The organism is Streptomyces sp. DSM 42067 (genome assembly GCF_055792885.1).
The window spans coordinates 4,258,133-4,275,281 of the sequence record NZ_CM147706.1 but is presented as its reverse complement, the minus strand read 5'-3'; the positions used below and the strand labels follow the sequence as shown (position 1 = coordinate 4,275,281).

Here is a 17,149-nt window from a genome sequence, read left to right as displayed (position 1 = left end):
ATCGGTGAGTACGAGAGTGCCGTGCGGCGATAAACGAACGATGAACGTCGATGCGGAGGATCAGGCAGCTGCGGTAGGCGTCAGAAGAGAGCGCACAGCAGCTGCCTCCAGCGAATCGAGGCGCTCATAGATGGTGAGTGCCTCCTGCCAGCAGGCATGTGCTCTTCCTGACTGGCCGATCCCCTGGAGCGCTCGGCCGAGGACCGTGAGGACATTGCCTCGCCGCCACTCGCCTCCGATGCCTCGCAGAACGGTCAGCGCTGATTCTGCATTGACCGCCGCCTGGGTCAGGCGCTGAGCAGTCAGGTCGACTTCGGCGAGGCGGAAGAGTGTCATGCCTTCCCAAAGGCGCTGACGGCTGTCGCGGAAGACCGCGAGGGCCTCCAGGAGTCGACTCGTGGCTTCGTCGATCTGGCCAGACTGGGCGAGGGCGAGGCCGAGAGCGTATCGGCCGTTCGCACCGCGGAGCGCGTGGCCGAGTCGGTCGTAAAGGTCGACTCCTAGCTGTGCCAGCTCGATCGCGCTTGCCGTACGGCCCATGGCGAGGTGGGAGCGCGACAAGTTGCACAGGGCACTGGCCTCACCTGCCAAGTTTCCGTCCGACCGGAAGCTGTTGATTGCCTCCTGCAGATATGTAGCCCCCTCCGAATGGAGGTTGTTGTACACCGCGATTACTCCGCGGTGATTCGGCACCCAGCAGTTGAGTGCTGCATCGCCCAGGTCCGGGGCGAGCGCCTTCGCGTGACGGGATTCCTCCTCGGCCTGGTCGAAGCGCCCTGCGGCAAGATGCGCGTCCGTCAGTGCCGTTCGGGCGCGTGCTTCCGCCCGGGTGTCGTCGGACGCCTGGGCAATGTCCCGTACCGCGACGGCAACTGCCTCGTATTGACGCGAATTCGCTCCGGACTCGGCGAGATCCTTTGCTGCCCAGAGGAGGTCGACTGCTCGGCGCAGCCCGCTGGCGGAAGCAGATTGGCGGACACAGGAAAGCAGGCAGTTCGCCTCGGCGTACAACCAGTCCTGGGCCTCATGACGATCCTTGAACGTCAGGCCGGGATACTCCGTCCGCTCCAGGTGATCCACCAACCGATCCCCCGGCCGTTCGATCGCATAGACCCCCGCCGCCGTGGCCAGGTAAAAGTCAAGCAGCCGCGACATCGCCGCATCCCGCTCGCTCGGCGGCTGCTCGTCGCGTTCCGCGCACGCACGCGCGTAGAGGCGGACCAGGTCGTGGTAGCGATAGCGGCCCGGCGCAGCCGACTCCAGCAGGGACGTGTCGACCAGGGACTCGAGCAGGTCCTCCGTCTCCTCCACCGGGAGATCGAGGACCGCCGCAGCCGCCGCCAGCGAGATGTCCGGGCCGTCCGCCAGCCCCAGCAGGCGGAACGCCCGTGCCTGCGCCGGCTCCAGCTGGCCGTAGCCCAGCTCGAACGTCGCCTTGACCGCCAGGTCGCCCGCCTGGAGTTCGTCGAGGCGGCGGCGCTCGTCCGCGAGCTTCGCCGCAAGCACCGACACCGTCCACGTCCGCCGCGACGCCAGGCGGGACGCCGCGATACGGATGGCCAGCGGCAGGAAGCCGCACGCCGCCACCACGTCCAGGGCCGCCTCGCGCTCCGAAGCGACCCGTTCCTCGCCCACGATCTTCGTGAAGAGCTGGAGGGCCTCCTCGGGCGACATCACGTCCAGGTCCACCAGGTGCGCGCCCGCCAGGTCCACCATCCGCACCCGGCCCGTGATCAGCGCCGCGCAGCCCTCCGTGCCCGGCAGGAGCGGGCGTACCTGCGCCGCGTCCCGCGCGTTGTCCAGCAACACCAGCACCCGGCGGCCGTCCAACACAGACCGATAGAGCGCCGACCGCTCCTCCAGGGAGTCCGGAATCGCCGAGTCCGCCGTCCCGAGCGCCCGCAGGAACGCGCCGAGCACCGTCTCCGGCTCCGCCGGTCTCGGGCCCGCGCCCTGCAGGTCCACGTACAGCTGCCCGTCCGGGAAGGACGCCCGTGCCGCATGCGCCACGTGCACTGCGAGGGTCGTCTTGCCGACGCCGCCGATCCCGGCGACCGCCGAGACCGCCATCACGCGGCCCTCCGCGCTGGACAGGACATCGCTCAGTTCGGATACGAAGGACGATCGGCCCGTGAAATCGGGGACAGTCGCAGGGAGTTGCGCCGGGCGGACCGGCCCAGCCGCAGGCTCCGCGGCCGGAGCCGACGGCTCCGCCAGCCCCGGGTCCGCCTGCAGGATGCGCTGCTGGAGTTCCTTCAGGCCGGGGCGCGGGTCGACGCCCAGTTCGTCGGCGAGCAGGCGGCGCGTGTCCGCGTACACCGCCAGCGCCTCCGCCTGGCGGCCGGACCGGTACAGCGCCAGCATCAGCAGCTCGCGCAGCCGCTCCCGGAGCGGGTGCGCGGCCGTGAGCGCCGTCAGTTCCGAGACCGCCTCCGCGTGGCAGCCCTGTTCCAGGTCCATGTCCAGGCGGGATTCCAGCAGCTGCAGGCGCCACTCCTCCAGCCGTGTCCGCTGCGTGTCCGCGTACGGCCCGGGTACGTTCGCCAGCGGCTCGCCGTCCCACAGGCCCAGCGCCTTGTTGATCAGTGCGCGGGCCTGGCACAGGTCACCGGCGTTCCGGGCCTTCTCCGCGTCCGCCGACAGCTCCTCGGCGAGCGAGAGGTCCAGGGCCTGGCCGCCCGTACGGATCGCATAGCCGCCCGACTCGCTGAGCAGGACGCCCGGGTCGAGGATCTTGCGCAGCCGGGAGGCGTACGTACGGACGGCCGCCAGGGCCTGCGACGGGGGCTCGTCGCCCCACAGGGCGTCGATCAGTTCGTGCGCCGTGGCCGTGCGGCCCTCGCGGAGCAGCAGGGCGGCCAGCAGGGCGCGTTGCTGCGGCGAGCCCGTGGGCAGAGGCTCGGCACCGCGCCAGGCGCGTACCGGTCCGAGCACGCTGAAGCGCAGGTCCGGCTGCTCGGGGTCGGGCCCCGGTGTCGGACTTCGCTGCTCCGCTACTCGCGGTACATCGTCCATCGCTGTCCCCCTGCACGCCGTCCTGCCCGCGTCCTGCACGCCCGTCGCCACAACCGCCCACCACACCTGTCATGACGCGTCATGACGCGCCCGTCATGACGCACCCGTCAGTTTGCCTTGTTCATGGCGGATGCGTCAGCTCTGGGGGGCCGCCTCTCACAAGGTCATCACTGGTGAGTCAGTCCACGCACGGTAGCTGACGGTTCGTCAGATCGGCGCTACCGTGAGCCCTATGGAGACCATGGAGACCTTGGAAAAGACCCTGGACCCCTTCCCGAAGATCATCTCGGTGGACGACCACACGGTCGAGCCGCCCCACGTCTGGCAGGACCGGCTCCCGTCCCGGTACCGGGACACCGGGCCGCGCATCGTCCGCGCGCCGCTGAAGGAAATGACCTTCCTGGGCGGCAAGTTCGCTCCTGTGATGGGCGACAAGGGCGACGACGGCCCGATCGGCGACTGGTGGGTCTACGAGGACCTGCACCGGCCCCTCACCCGCCTCGACACCGCCGTCGGGTACGACAGGGACGAGATCAAGCTCGAGGTCATCACGTACGAGCAGATGCGCCCGGGGTCGTACGACGTGCGGCAGCGGCTCGCCGACATGGACGTCAACCACGTTCAGTCCGCCGTCTGCTTCCCCACCTTTCCGCGCTTCTGCGGGCAGACCTTCACCGAGGCCAAGGATCGCGAGCTGGGGCTCCTCGGTGTCCAGGCCTACAACGACTGGATGGTCGAGGAGTGGTGCGGGCCGGATGCGCAGGGGCGGCTCATACCCCTCACCCTCATCCCCCTCTGGGACGCCGAGCTCGCCGCCACCGAGGTCCGCCGCAACGCCGCGCGCGGCGTACGGGCCGTCGCCTTCTCCGAGATCCCGCCCCACCTCGGACTGCCGTCCGTCCACACCGACGACTGGGATCCGTTCCTCGCCGCCTGCGACGAGACCGGCACCGTGATCGCCATGCACATCGGGTCGTCGAGCAAGATGCCGTCGACGTCAGCCGACGCCCCGCCCGCCGTCGGCTCCACCATCACCTTCGCCAACTGCTGCTTCTCGATGGTCGACTGGCTGATGAGCGGCAAGTTCGAGCGCTTTCCGAACCTGAAGGTCATGTACGCCGAGGGGCAGATCGGCTGGATCCCCTACATCCTCGAGCGCGCCGACGTCGTCTGGGAGGAGAACCGCGCCTGGGGCGGCGTCGCCGACAAGGTCCACCGGCCGCCGTCCGAGCTCTTCGCCGAGCACGTGTACGGCTGCTTCTTCGACGACGCCTTCGGGCTCAGGAACCTGGACGCCATCGGGGTCGCCAACGTCCTCTACGAGACCGACTACCCGCACTCCGACTCCACCTGGCCGAAGTCCAAGGAGGTCGGAGAGGCACAGATGAGGCACCTGCCGCCGGACGTCGTCGACCGGATCGTACGGCGCAACGCCATCGACCTCCTCGGGCTGACGGAGGACGGCCTCTGGGCGGGAGCCGGAGCGGGGGCCTAGCCATGGCGCAGGATGCGAAGCTCGTCTATGGAATGCAGCTCCCGGTCCAGTCGCAGAGCACGATCTACGCCGAGCCCTGGGAGGCCACCGCCGGCCCGGACGACCTCGCCGAGATCGCCCGAGTCGCCGACTGCACCGGCTTCCACTACCTCGCGAGCTGCGACCACGTCGCCATCCCCCGGCGCCTCGCCCCCGCGATGAGCACCGTCTGGTACGACCCCGTCGCCACCCTTTCCTTCCTGGCGGGAGTGACCGAGCGCGTACGGCTCCTCAGTCATGTCGCCGTCGTCGGGCTCCGCCACCCCCTCGTCACCGCCAAGCAGTACGCGACGCTCGACCATCTCTCAGGCGGCCGGCTGATCCTCGGGGTCGGCGCCGGGCACGTACAGGAGGAGTTCGAGGTGCTCGGGGTCGACTTCGCGCGGCGGGGAGCCGTTCTCGATGAGGCGATCGACGCACTGAAAGCCGCCCTCGGCCCGGACGAGTTCCCCGAGCACCACGGGAAGCTCTACGCGTTCGAGGGGCTCGGGCAGCGGCCCCGGCCCGCCCAGGCCCGGGTTCCGCTCTGGGTCGGCGGGTCCTCGCCTGCCGCCGTACGCCGTGCCGCGCTCAAGGGCGACGGCTGGCTGCCGCAGGGCGACCCGCGCGACCGGCTGCCGCAGCAGATCGCCCGGCTCAGGCGGCTCAGGGAGGAAGCCGGGGTCGCGGAGCCGATGACCATCGGAGCCGTCACGGAAGCCCTGTACGTGGGGGAGCCCGGCTGGGACGTCGGGCGGCGCACCCTCAGCGGCCACCCCGAGGCGCTAGCCGAGTCGCTGCGGGCGTACGCCGCGATGGGCGTGGACCAGATCCAGGTGCGGTTCCGCAGCCGCGGCCGCACCGAGCTCACCGACCAGATGGCGGCCTTCGGCACCGACGTCGCACCACATCTCACCTGATCCGCACCGCATCCAAGCCGCACCGCACCGACATACACATTAGGAGCGTCATGGGCAAGCTGGACGGCCGCGTCGTCATCATCACCGGCGCGGCGCGCGGGCAGGGCGAACAGGAGGCCAGGCTCTTCGCGGCCGAAGGGGCCAAGGTGGTCCTCGGCGACGTACTCGACGACCAGGGCGAGGCGCTGGCCAAGGAGCTGGGAGGCCTCTATCTCCACCTCGACGTGAGCCAGGAGGCCGAGTGGCAGTCCGTCGTGGCCGCCGCCAAGAGCGCGTACGGCCGCATCGACGGGCTGGTCAACAACGCCGGCATCCTGCGCTTCAACGAGCTGGTGAGCACGCCGCTGGACGAGTTCCAGCAGATCCTTCAGGTCAACCAGGTCGGTGTCTTCCTGGGGATCAAGACCGTCGCCCCGGAGATAGAGGCGGCGGGTGGCGGGACGATCGTGAACACCGCCTCGTACGCGGGGCTGACCGGCATGGCGGGCGTAGGGGCGTACACCGCGACCAAGCACGCCATCGTCGGCCTCACCCGGGTCGCCGCGCTCGAACTGGCCGCGAAGAACATCCGGGTCAACGCCGTCTGCCCGGGCGCGATCGATACCGCCATGAGCAATCCCGCGCAGCTCGACCCCGGGATGGCGAACGCCGAGGAGATCTCGGCGGCCGTCGAGGAGCTCTACCGGAACCTGCTGCCCATGGGGCGGATCGGGCAGCCCGAGGAGGTGGCGCGCCTGGTGCTGTTCCTGTCCAGCGAGGACTCCTCGTACATCACGGGACAGCCGTTCGTGATCGACGGCGGGTGGCTGGCAGGCGTCAGCGTCATCTGACGGTGGGTCAGCTATTGACGTGCCGAGGGTGCGGTGCGACAGTCGGCGCACAAAGTAATCTGACGATCCGTCAGAAATGGCGGGAGTGAACCAGGGGACGGTGAACCTCCTTGGAATTCGGGCTCTTCGTACAGGGATATCTGGGCAAGCGGGCCGAGACCGACCCGCTCGCGGAGCACAAGGCGCTGATGGAGGAGACCGAGTACGCCATCCAGGCGGACAAGTCCGGCTTCAAGTACGTCTGGGCGTCCGAGCACCACTTCCTGGAGGAGTACTCGCACCTCTCCGCCAACGACGTCTTCCTCGGCTATCTCGCCCACGCCACCGAGCGCATCCACCTCGGCTCGGGGATCTTCAACCCTCTCGCGCAGGTCAACCACCCGGTGAAGGTCGCCGAGAAGGTCGCGATGCTCGACCACCTCAGCGAGGGGCGGTTCGAGTTCGGCAGCGGCCGGGGCGCGGGCAGCCACGAGATCCTGGGCTTCCTGCCCGGCATCACCGACATGAACTACACGAAGGAGATCTGGGAAGAGACCATCGCCGAGTTCCCGAAGATGTGGCTCCAGGAGGAGTACGTCGGGTTCCATGGCAAGCACTGGCAGCTGCCGCCGCGCAAGGTCCTCCCCAAGCCGTACGGGAAGTCGCACCCGGCCATGTGGTACGCCGCCGGGTCCCCGCCCTCGTACGCCATGGCGGCGAGGAAGGGCCTCGGGGTGCTGGGCTTCAGCGTCCAGAAGGTCTCCGACATGGAGTGGGTCCTTGAGCAGTACAAGTCGAACATCGCCAAGGCCGAGCCGGTCGGGGACTTCGTCAACGACAACGTCATGGTGACGACGACCGCCGTCTGCGCGCCCACGCACGAGGAGGCCGTCCGGATCGCGGCGAACGGCGGACTGCACTATCTGCCGTCCCTCGTCTTCCGCTACCACGACACCTTCCCGCGCCCCGAGGGCTTCCCCGAGTGGCCCGAGACGCTGCCCGAGTACAACGAGGAGATCATCGAACTCCTCATCGCCGAGGAGCTGCTGATCTGCGGTGACCCGGACGAGGTGCTCAAGCAGTGCAAGCGCTGGGAGCAGGCGGGCGCCGACCAGATCTCCTTCGGCCTGCCGGTCGGGATCTCGCGCGAGGACACGCTGCAGTCGATCCGGCTTGTCGGCGAGCATGTCATCCCGAAGATCGACACGGATCCCGTGCACCGGACCACCCGTTTCCGCCAGGCCGCCTGACCCGGGCATTCCAGCGAAAGGGGCGCCGCCATGCTCGACCACCTCATCAAGGGCGCGACCGTCGTGGACGGCACGGGCGCGCCCTCATACACCGCCGACGTCGGCATACACGACGGCCGCATCGCCGTCATCGCCGAGCCGGGCACCGTCACCGAGGAGGCCAGGACCAGCAAGGACGCCACCGGGCTCGTCCTCGCGCCCGGCTTCGTCGACCCCCACACGCACTACGACGCACAGCTCTTCTGGGACCCGTACGCGACGCCGTCCCTCAACCACGGCGTGACGACCGTCGCGGGCGGCAACTGCGGTTTCACGCTCGCGCCTCTCAATCCGGAGCGGCCCGAGGACGCCGACTACACGCGGCGGATGATGTCCAAGGTCGAGGGCATGTCCCTGGTGGCGTTGGAAGAGGGCGCGCCCTGGAACTGGCACACGTTCGGGGAGTACCTGGACGCGCTCGAAGGGCGTATCGCCGTCAACGCGGGGTTCATGGTGGGGCACTGCGCGCTGCGGCGGTACGTCATGGGGGCGGACGCGGTCGGCGGGCAGCCGACGGCCGCACAGCTGGAGGAGATGCTCCGGCTGTTCCACGAGTCGATGGACGCGGGCGCCTGGGGCCTGTCCACCACCCAGTCGTCCACGCATTCGGACGGGGACGGGAAGCCCGTCGCGTCCCGGCACGCTCGGCCCGACGAGCTGATCGCGCTGTCGAAGGCCGTCGGCGAGCACGAGGGCACCCAGCTCGAAGCGATCGTCGCCGGCTGCCTGGACCAGTTCTCCGATGAAGAGATCGACCTCTTCGTGGAGATGAGCGCGGCCGCCGGACGTCCCCTCAACTGGAACGTGCTGACGATCGACGCCGCCGTGCCCGAGCGCGTGCCGCGCCAGCTCATACCGAGTGAGCGCGCCCGCAAGGCGGGCGGCCGGATCGTGGCGCTGACCATGCCGATTCTCACGCCCATGAACATGTCGCTCGGCACCTTCTGCGCGCTCAACCTCATCCCCGGCTGGGGCGAGATCCTCGGCCTGCCGGTGCTCGAGCGGATCGCCAAGCTCCGCGACCCGGACATACGGGCGGAGATGCTGCGGCGCGCCGGCTCCAAGGAGGCCGGGGTCTTCCGCAGGCTGGCGAACTTCGGGCGGTACGTCATCGGTGACACGTACAGCAAGGAGAACGAGGGCCTCACCGGGCGGGTGGTCAGGGACATCGCGGCCGAGCGCGGCCAGGACGCGTTCCAGTGCCTCGTGGAGATCTGCGCCAACGACGACCTGCGGACGGTGCTGTGGCCGATGCCCAGCGACAACGACCCGGCCTCCTGGGCGCTGCGCCAGGAGACCTGGGCCCACGAGGACGTCATGCTCGGCGGCTCCGACGCGGGCGCCCATCTCGACCGTATGTGCGGCGCGCCGTACACGACGCGCTTCATCGGGGACTGTCTGCGGGGCCGGAAGCTGGTCCCGCTGGAGCAGGCCGTGAAGATGCTGACGGACGATCCGGCGCAGCTCTTCGGCCTCCGGGAGCGCGGGCGTGTGGTTGAGGGCTGGCACGCCGACCTCGTCCTCTTCGACCCCGAGCGGATCGAGGCGGGCCAGGCCACCCTCGTCCACGACCTGCCGGGGGACAGCCCGCGCCTCGATGCCAAGGCGATCGGCGTCAACGCGGTGTGGGTCAACGGCGTCGAGGCGATCCGCGACGACGTGGTGACCGGTGCCGTGCCCGGCAAGGTGCTGCGCTCCGGCCGGGACACCAGGACGGTGAGCACCAGGTGACCGGCGCACAGCGGCTGTTCATCGGCGGCGAGTGGGTCGAGCCGGACTGCGGCCACTACGAGGTGATCGATCCGGCGACGGAGGAGGTCGTCGGGCTCGCACCGGAGGCGAGCCGTGAACAGGTGCATGAGGCTGCGCGAGCGGCCAGCGAGGCCTTCGCGTCCTGGTCGCGTACGGCATCCGAGGAGCGCGCCGCGATCCTCGACCGTGCGGCGGACGAGATACAGCGCGAATTCGCCTCGTACGCGGACCTCGCGCAGGCCGAGAGCGGCGCCACGACGGGGACGGCGCGCGGCATGCAGGTGGGCGTGGGCGTGGCCCGCTTCCGGCGGTATGCGAAGGGGGCGCTGGAACCCGTCGAGACCCCCCTTCCGCCTCAGATCAACGAGGCGGGCCCGATGGGGAAGGCGGGCGTCATGGGAGCCCTGGCCATACGGCAGCCGGTCGGCGTCGTCACCTGCATCACCTCGTACAACAACCCGTGGGCGAATCCGGCAGGAAAGGTCGCCCCGGCCCTCGCCATGGGCAACACGGTGGTCGTGAAGCCCGCGCCGCAGGACCCGCTGTCCGTGTACCGAATGGCTGAGGCGCTTCAGGCGGCCGGGGTGCCGCCGGGCGTCGTGAACGTGGTCTCGGGGACGGATGTCGGCGTAGGAGAGGCAGCCGTCGACTCGCCGGACGTCGACATGGTGAGCTTCACCGGCTCGACCGCCGTCGGACAACGCATCGCCGAGGTGTGCGGGCGCGGCATGAAACGGCAGCTGATGGAGCTGGGCGGGAAGGGCGCCGCGATCGTCTTCGACGACGCCGACCTGGACCAGGCCGTGGCCGGCATCGGCACGACGTACGCCTTCTACAGCGGCCAGATCTGCACCGCCCCGACCCGCGTGCTCGTCCAGCGCTCCGTCCACGACCGGCTCGTCGAGAAGCTGGTGCAGTACATCGGCTTCATGAAGGTCGGCGACCCGAGGGAGCAGGGCACGATCGTGGGCCCGGTGATCTCCGCGGCCCACCGGGACCGGGTCGAGTCGTACGTGGAGCTGGGCCGCAAGGAGGGCGCGCGGCTGGTCGCGGGCGGTGCCCGGCCGGAGCTCGACACGGGGTTCTACGTCGCCCCCACTCTGCTCACCGACTGCACCAACGACATGCGGGTCGTACGAGAGGAGATCTTCGGGCCCGTCGTCGTGGTCGTGCCCTTCGACGACGAGGACCCCGAGGAAGCGGCCGTCGCCCTCGCCAACGACAGCGAGTACGGGCTGATCGACTACGTCTGGTCCGGCGACGTGGCCCGCGCTTTCCGTGTCGCCCGGCGGCTGCGGGCCGGCGGAGTCGGCGTGAACACGGTGGGCCGCAACATGGAGGCGCCGTTCGGGGGCTTCAAGAAGTCCGGGGTCGGGAGGGACGTCGGCTCGTACGCGCTGCACGCGTACAGCGAGTTGCAGGCGATCGTGTGGCCGGGGTGAACGAGGCCCGAGGGGCGCCTGCCGGGCCTCCGGTGACTGAGACCTGAGCCTCAATGGGAAAACTTTGAAACGGGCAAAATGGACAGCTCTGCGGTTTTCGCAACCCGAGAGTTCGGTTCTGCGCCTGCAAATAGTGCTCGGTACGCGTTGGTGATCTTTCAATCCATGGTCGGATGGGGTTCAATCGAGCGATATTCAAGGTTCCCGTATCTGGAGTCAGTTGTTCCGGATACGGGAACCGCAGCACTTACCGTCGTCTTCATGACTCAGCTGGAGAGCCGGCCACAGGTCGGAGACACGGTAAGGGGACGCTCCGACGGGGGTGTCCGGACCAAGGGACTCGGCGGGAACTCCGTCGGCCTCCTGGGCAGTGCCGTCATCGGTGTGTCGACGGTCGCCCCCGTCTACTGCCTGACCTCCACCCTCGGCTCCACGGCCGGCGAGGTCGGACTGCAGATGCCCGCCGTGTTCCTGGCCGGCTTCCTGCCGATGCTGCTCGTGGCCTTCGCCTACCGTGAGCTCAACCGCGCCATGCCGGACTGCGGCACCTCCTTCACCTGGACGGTGAAGGCGTTCGGGCCGCGTGTGGGCTGGATGTGCGGCTGGGGCCTGGTGATCGCGACGGTCATCGTGCTGTCGAACCTCGCGGGCGTCGCGACCTCCTACTTCTGGCTGCTGGCCGGTGAGATCAGCGGCAGTGAGTCGGTCGCCGCCCTGGACGGCAACAAGGCCGTCCACATCCTCACCTGCCTCACCCTGATCGCCGCCGCCACCGCGATCAGCTACCGCGGCATGACGGCGACGAAGGGCGTTCAGTACGCCCTCGTCGGCCTGCAGCTCCTTGTGCTCGCCGTCTTCGTCGTCATGGCACTGCAGAAGGCCGGCAGCGGCGCCTTCGACACCGGCGTCGACTTCTCCTGGTCCTGGATGAACCCCTTCGCGGTCCAGTCGTTCGCGGCCTTCACCGCCGGTCTGTCCCTCTCGATCTTCATGTACTGGGGCTGGGACGCCTGCCTGTCCACCAACGAGGAGACCACCGGCTCCGCGAAGACCCCGGGCCGCGCCGCGCTCATCGCGATGGTCGTCCTGGTCGGTTCCTACCTGGCCACCGGCGTGGCCGCACAGATGGCCGTCGGCTCGGGCGACAAGGGCCTCGGCCTCGCCAACCCGGACACCTCCGACAACGTCTTCGCCGCCCTGGCGGGACCCGTGATGGGTCCGGTCCTCGGCATCGCGCTCTTCGTCGCCGTCCTCGCCTCGGCCGCCGCCAGCCTCCAGACGACGTTCATCCCGGTCGCCCGCACGGTGCTCGCGATGTCGGCGTACGAGGCTCTTCCCGCCTCCTTCGCCCGTGTCAGCCCTCGCTTCAAGACGCCGGGCAAGGCCACGGTCGTCGCGGGCCTCGCGACCGGCGCGTTCTACACCGTCATGACCCTGGTCAGCGAGCACGTCCTGGTCGACACGATCTACGCGCTCGGCCTCATGATCTGCTTCTACTACGCGCTGACCGCCTTCGCCTGCGCCTGGTACTTCCGCGCGGAGCTCCGCCGCTCGGCCCGCGACTTCGCCTTCAAGGGCCTCTTCCCGGTGCTCGGCGGGACCCTGCTGGCGGCGGTCTTCGGCAAGACCCTGTACGACATGTGGGACCCGGCCTACGGCTCCGGCTCCGCCGTCTTCGGCGTCGGCTCGGTCTTCGTGATCGGCGTCGGCCTGCTGCTCCTTGGCGTGGTCGTCATGGGCGTGATGCAGCGCCGCAGTCCGGCCTTCTTCCGCGGCGAGGTGCTGACGAAGGAGACCCCTTTGCTGGTGGTCGCGGACTGATCCGCCCGCCTTCCGGTCCCAGCCGTCTCCGGCTGCTGACAACCTCCGGGCCCGGCTCCTTTCCCTCGAGGGCCGGGCCCGGCCGCTGGTTCTCAGCGGCCCAGGAAGATCGGATTCGTGAACGCCGCAAGCGGCCCGGGCAGGCCCGTCACCACGGGCGCGTGCCGCACCTCGGCCCGTACGTAGGCCGCGTACGACGCCGTGGTACGCCACTCGGCCGTGCCCGAGCCGGAGGCCGGGAGTACGGGGGAGGTGAACAGGACGCCCTGGTCCGTGACGAAGCGGACCGTGCAGCCCGGGGCGCCCGTCACCTCCAGGCGGACCGTCACCGGGGCGTCGAGGTCGACCGGCAGGCGCTCGCCGATGCCGGCGTGCTCGCCGCGGCTGCCGGAGGCGCTGAAGGAGAGGGAGAGCGACTTGGACTCGGCCATGTAGGAGCGGCCCGCGCGCAGGCCGTCCAGGATCGCCTCGCGGGTCAGGTCGTCGGCGAGGACGACCGTCTGCGGGGTGCCGACCGGATCGGGGTGGCGGTGTGCGTCGCTGTTGCCCATGGCCGGAATCCACGCGCGGCCGGAGCGTACGGAGGCGACGAGCATGCTGTCCCAGTCGGCCATGTTCACCTCGTCGTCGGGCGTGTAGGGGCCGTTCCACCCCTCGACCACGTCCACGTCGTTGAACCCGAACTTCCAGTTGCAGCCGATGCAGGTGGCGTGCGGGTGCGCGGGTACGACAAGGCCGCCGGCGCGGCGGATGTCGCGGGCGTACTTGCCGAAACGGTTGTCGCGCGCGCGGTAGCGCCAGTCGATGAACGTGCCGGGGTCGGTGCCGAGCGCGATCAGGTGCCCGTTGCGTGTGGTGACCTCTTCGCCGAGCAGGATCAGCAGGTCGTCGCCCGCCTGGTCCGCCCAGTGGGCGTGCGCGGCATGCGTGTTGTGCTCCGATGTGTTGATGAAGTCGAGCCCGGCCGCGCGCGCGAGCGCCGCGATCTCGGCGGGGGTGCGCTTGCCGTCCGAGTACCAGGAGTGCAGATGGCAGTCGCCGCGGTACCAGTCGCGGCCCCGGCCCTTGGCCCGCTCCGGCGGGTACACAGGCTTCGGCGTCTCGCCCGGCTCACCGTAGGTGAGGGTGATGGTCACCTCGTACGAAAGGCCCTGCGGGGCGATCGTGTACGGGCCGAGGATGACGTTCCACGTGCCCGCGCGGATCGGGCCCGGGATGTAGCCGGGCGTCGCGTCGTCCGCGCGGATGAAGAACTCCGTGCGGGCCCCGCCCGACCAGCCGCGGAACCCCCGGCCGCCGAGCTCCGTGCCACGCTCGTCGAAGATGCCGATGTCCAGGCCGTTGCCCTGGGTGCCGGCGGGAACCGTCGGCTTGTCGTAGGTGTAGGAGACGTGGATCTCCCGTACACCGCTGGGGATTTCCAGCGGAAGATAGACAAAGTCGGGCGAACCGGTAGGAAGGGTGCCGCGCACCGTCTTCTTCTCCTGTGTCGCCGTGGGGGTGTTGGCGCCACTCGCGAAGCTCACGCTGCCCAAGGTAAGGGCGGCGGCCGCTCCCGTCACGAACAGCGCACGTCTGCCTATGTGGTGGTCCTCGCACATGCCGGCTCCAGGAGTCGTCGGTGACGGTGGGTCGTACAGGCAACCCTGATGGCGAGCCGTGAACGTCCTTGTAAGGGAAGGGGAGCGGCAGATTTCGCCCAGCAGTCGCCCCTCTTGGCTGGACGTCGACCAGGGGCGGCGTCGCGCGGTACCGCCGACGGCCGGGAGCGGAACGAAACGTGAACGGGCTCACGAAACGGCGTGATCAGCGGCACTCGCTGCGTCGCAGACGATGTCGGTGCGCGCTCGTATGCTCGGGGGCATGACTGATCCTCAGCCTGCGCAGCCGCTCGGAACCCGGCCCGCCGACGCGGCCGGCCCCACCGCGAACGCCATGCGCCGTGCGCTGAGGCGTGCGCGGGACGGCGTCGCGCTGGACACCGCCGAGGCGGCCGTGCTGCTGCAGGCGCGCGGGGACGATCTGCGGGACCTCGCGGCGTCCGCGGCGCGCGTGCGGGACGCGGGCCTGGAAGCGGCGGGCCGCCCGGGCGTCATCACGTACTCGAAGAGCGTCTTCATCCCGCTCACGCGCCTGTGCCGCGACAAGTGCCACTACTGCACGTTCGCGACCGTGCCGGGCAAGCTGCGCCGCGAGGGCCACGGGATGTTCATGTCCCCGGACGAGGTCCTCGACGTCGCCCGCCGCGGCGCCGAACTGGGCTGCAAGGAAGCCCTGATCACCCTCGGCGACAAGCCGGAGGACCGCTGGCCGGAGGCCCGCGAGTGGCTGGACGCCCACGGGTACGACGACACGATCGCGTACGTACGGGCGATGGCGATCCGCATCCTGGAGGAGACCGGCCTGCTGCCGCATCTCAATCCGGGCGTCATGTCGTGGACGGACTTCCAGCGGCTCAAGCCGGTGGCGCCCTCGATGGGCATGATGCTGGAGACCATCGCCGAGCGGCTGTGGAGCGAGCCGGGCGGGCCGCACTACGGATCGCCCGACAAGGAGCCCGCGGTCCGGCTGCGCGTCCTGGAGGACGCGGGCCGCTCGTCCGTCCCCTTCACCAGCGGCCTGCTGATCGGCATCGGAGAGACGTACGAGGAGCGTGCGGAGTCGCTGTTCGCGCTGCGCCGCGTCGCCCGCTCGTACCACGGCATCCAGGAGCTGATCATCCAGAACTTCCGCGCCAAGCCGGACACGGCGATGCGAGGCATGCCGGACGCGGAGCTCGACGACCTGGTCGCCACGGTCGCCGTCGCCCGGCACATCATGGGCCCGTCGGCCTGTCTGCAGGCCCCGCCGAACCTGGTCGACGCGGAGTACGAGCGGCTGATCGGCGCGGGGATCGACGACTGGGGCGGGGTGTCCCCGGTGACCATCGACCATGTGAACCCGGAGCGGCCGTGGCCGGGGATCGAGCTGCTCGCCGAGCGGTCCGCGGCCGCCGGCTTCGAACTGCGGGAACGCCTGTGCGTCTACCCGGAGTTCGTGCGGCGCGGCGAGCCCTGGCTGGACCCGCGGCTGCTGCCGCACGTCAGGGCGCTGGCGGACCCGGAGACGGGCTTGGCCAACCCGGACGCGGAGGTCGTGGGCCGCCCCTGGCAGGAGCCCGACGAGGGCTTCGTCGCCGGCGGCCGTACGGATCTGCACCGCACGATCGACACCGAGGGGCGTACGTCCGACCGGCGTGACGACTTCGACGAGGTCTACGGCGACTGGGAGGCGCTGCGCGAGCAGGCGGCGCCGGGGATGGTGCCGTCGCGCATCGACGGCGACGTACGGCAGGCGTTGCGGCAGGCCGCCGACGACCCGACGAAGCTGACGGACGACGAGGCGCTGGCGCTGCTGCACGCGGACGGCCCGGCACTTGACGCGCTCTGCTCGGTCGCGGACGACCTCCGCACATCGGTCGTCGGTGACGACGTGACGTACATCGTCACGCGGAACATCAACTTCACCAACGTCTGCTACACGGGCTGCCGCTTCTGCGCCTTCGCGCAGCGCCGCACGGACGCCGACGCGTACACGCTCTCGCTGGAGCAGGTCGCCGACCGCGCCGCCCAGGCCTGGGACGTGGGCGCAGTCGAGGTGTGCATGCAGGGGGGCATCCACCCGGACCTGCCCGGTACGGCGTACTTCGACATCGCGCGCGCCGTGAAGGCCCGCGTGCCCGGCATGCACGTGCACGCCTTCTCGCCGATGGAGGTCGTCAACGGCGCGACGCGCACCGGCATGTCGATACGGGAATGGCTGACGGCCGCGAAGGAAGCGGGCCTCGACTCGATCCCCGGCACGGCGGCGGAGATCCTCGACGACGAGGTGCGCTGGGTCCTGACGAAGGGCAAGCTGCCGACGGCGACCTGGATCGAGGTCGTCGAGACGGCCCATGAGCTGGGCATCCGCTCCTCGTCCACGATGATGTACGGCCATGTGGACCAGCCGCGGCACTGGCTGGGCCACTTCCGCACCCTGTCGCGCATGCAGGAGACCGCGCTGTCCAAGGGCGTCGCGGGCTTCACGGAGTTCGTGACGCTGCCGTTCATCCACACCAACGCCCCGGTGTATCTGGCGGGGATCGCCCGCCCCGGCCCGACCACCCGCGACAACCGCGCGGTGACGGCCATGGCCCGCATCCTCCTCCACCCCCACATCCCCAACATCCAGACGAGCTGGGTCAAGCTCGGCACGGAGGGCGCGGCGGAGATGCTCCGCTCCGGCGCGAACGATCTGGGCGGCACGCTGATGGAGGAGACCATCTCCCGTATGGCGGGCTCCAGTTACGGCTCGTACCGCTCCATCAAGGACCTCATCGCCATCGCAGAGACGGCTGGCCGCCCGGCCCGTCCCCGGACGACGCTGTACGGGGAGGTGCCGGAGGAGCGGCAGCGGGCGGCGGAGGCATCGGACGGGCATCTGCCGGAGTTGTTGCCGGTGCTGGACTGATCAGGGCCCGTCCCGCGTTCACCGGGACCGGGCCCTGGCAGCGCTGGCTGCGGTGTGCGGGCGGCCACGCGCGGCAGGGCCGACGCCGCACGCAGCC

The 17,149-nt window shown here is 70.0% G+C and carries 10 protein-coding genes; 8 read left to right on the top strand and 2 right to left on the bottom strand.

What is annotated here, in order from left to right:
• Positions 1 to 60: 60 nt before the first annotated feature.
• Complete coding sequence (gene afsR / locus ACSMXV_RS19610; protein ID WP_473172673.1) at positions 61 to 3,015, bottom strand: SARP-family global regulator AfsR; 2,955 nt, start codon at positions 3,013 to 3,015, stop codon at positions 61 to 63.
• Between the two features lie 262 nt (positions 3,016 to 3,277).
• On the opposite strand from afsR, the gene ACSMXV_RS19605 reads away from it, so the two are divergent.
• The 7 genes from ACSMXV_RS19605 to ACSMXV_RS19575 all read left to right on the top strand — a co-directional run bounded on the left by ACSMXV_RS19605 (position 3,278) and on the right by ACSMXV_RS19575 (position 12,561).
• Entirely contained in the window at positions 3,278 to 4,510 is a 1,233-nt protein-coding gene (locus ACSMXV_RS19605) for an amidohydrolase family protein (protein ID WP_473179002.1), read from the top strand.
• Positions 4,511 to 4,512: 2 nt separating this feature from the next.
• Positions 4,513 to 5,448 carry an LLM class F420-dependent oxidoreductase gene (locus ACSMXV_RS19600; RefSeq protein WP_473172672.1) on the top strand — a complete coding sequence of 312 codons (936 nt, stop codon included), beginning with the start codon at positions 4,513 to 4,515 and terminating at the stop codon, positions 5,446 to 5,448.
• A 50-nt stretch (positions 5,449 to 5,498) separates the two neighbouring features.
• Complete coding sequence (locus ACSMXV_RS19595) at positions 5,499 to 6,278, top strand: SDR family NAD(P)-dependent oxidoreductase (protein ID WP_473172671.1); 780 nt, start codon at positions 5,499 to 5,501, stop codon at positions 6,276 to 6,278.
• Positions 6,279 to 6,388: 110 nt separating this feature from the next.
• Positions 6,389 to 7,507 carry an LLM class flavin-dependent oxidoreductase gene (locus tag ACSMXV_RS19590; protein ID WP_473172670.1) on the top strand — a complete coding sequence of 373 codons (1,119 nt, stop codon included), beginning with the start codon at positions 6,389 to 6,391 and terminating at the stop codon, positions 7,505 to 7,507.
• Between the two features lie 30 nt (positions 7,508 to 7,537).
• Positions 7,538 to 9,277, top strand: coding sequence for an N-acyl-D-amino-acid deacylase family protein (locus tag ACSMXV_RS19585; protein WP_473172669.1), 1,740 nt, complete (start codon positions 7,538 to 7,540; stop codon positions 9,275 to 9,277).
• On the top strand, positions 9,274 to 10,740 hold the full coding sequence (locus ACSMXV_RS19580) for an aldehyde dehydrogenase family protein (RefSeq protein WP_473172668.1): 1,467 nt from the start codon (positions 9,274 to 9,276) through the stop codon (positions 10,738 to 10,740). Before ACSMXV_RS19585 ends, ACSMXV_RS19580 begins: the two co-directional genes overlap by 4 nt.
• Before the next feature lie 261 nt (positions 10,741 to 11,001).
• Positions 11,002 to 12,561: an APC family permease gene (locus tag ACSMXV_RS19575; protein ID WP_473172667.1), complete on the top strand. Its 1,560-nt coding sequence runs from the start codon at positions 11,002 to 11,004 to the stop codon at positions 12,559 to 12,561.
• A gap of 92 nt (positions 12,562 to 12,653) precedes the next feature.
• Here the strand turns inward: ACSMXV_RS19575 and ACSMXV_RS19570 are convergent, their stop codons facing one another.
• Positions 12,654 to 14,162, bottom strand: a complete 1,509-nt coding sequence (locus tag ACSMXV_RS19570) for a CehA/McbA family metallohydrolase (protein WP_473172666.1) — start codon at positions 14,160 to 14,162, stop codon at positions 12,654 to 12,656.
• 262 nt (positions 14,163 to 14,424) lie between these two features.
• Here ACSMXV_RS19570 and ACSMXV_RS19565 point away from each other — a divergent pair, with 262 nt between their 5' ends.
• Positions 14,425 to 17,052: a bifunctional FO biosynthesis protein CofGH gene (locus tag ACSMXV_RS19565; RefSeq protein WP_473172665.1), complete on the top strand. Its 2,628-nt coding sequence runs from the start codon at positions 14,425 to 14,427 to the stop codon at positions 17,050 to 17,052.
• The last annotated feature ends 97 nt before the right edge of the window (positions 17,053 to 17,149 follow it).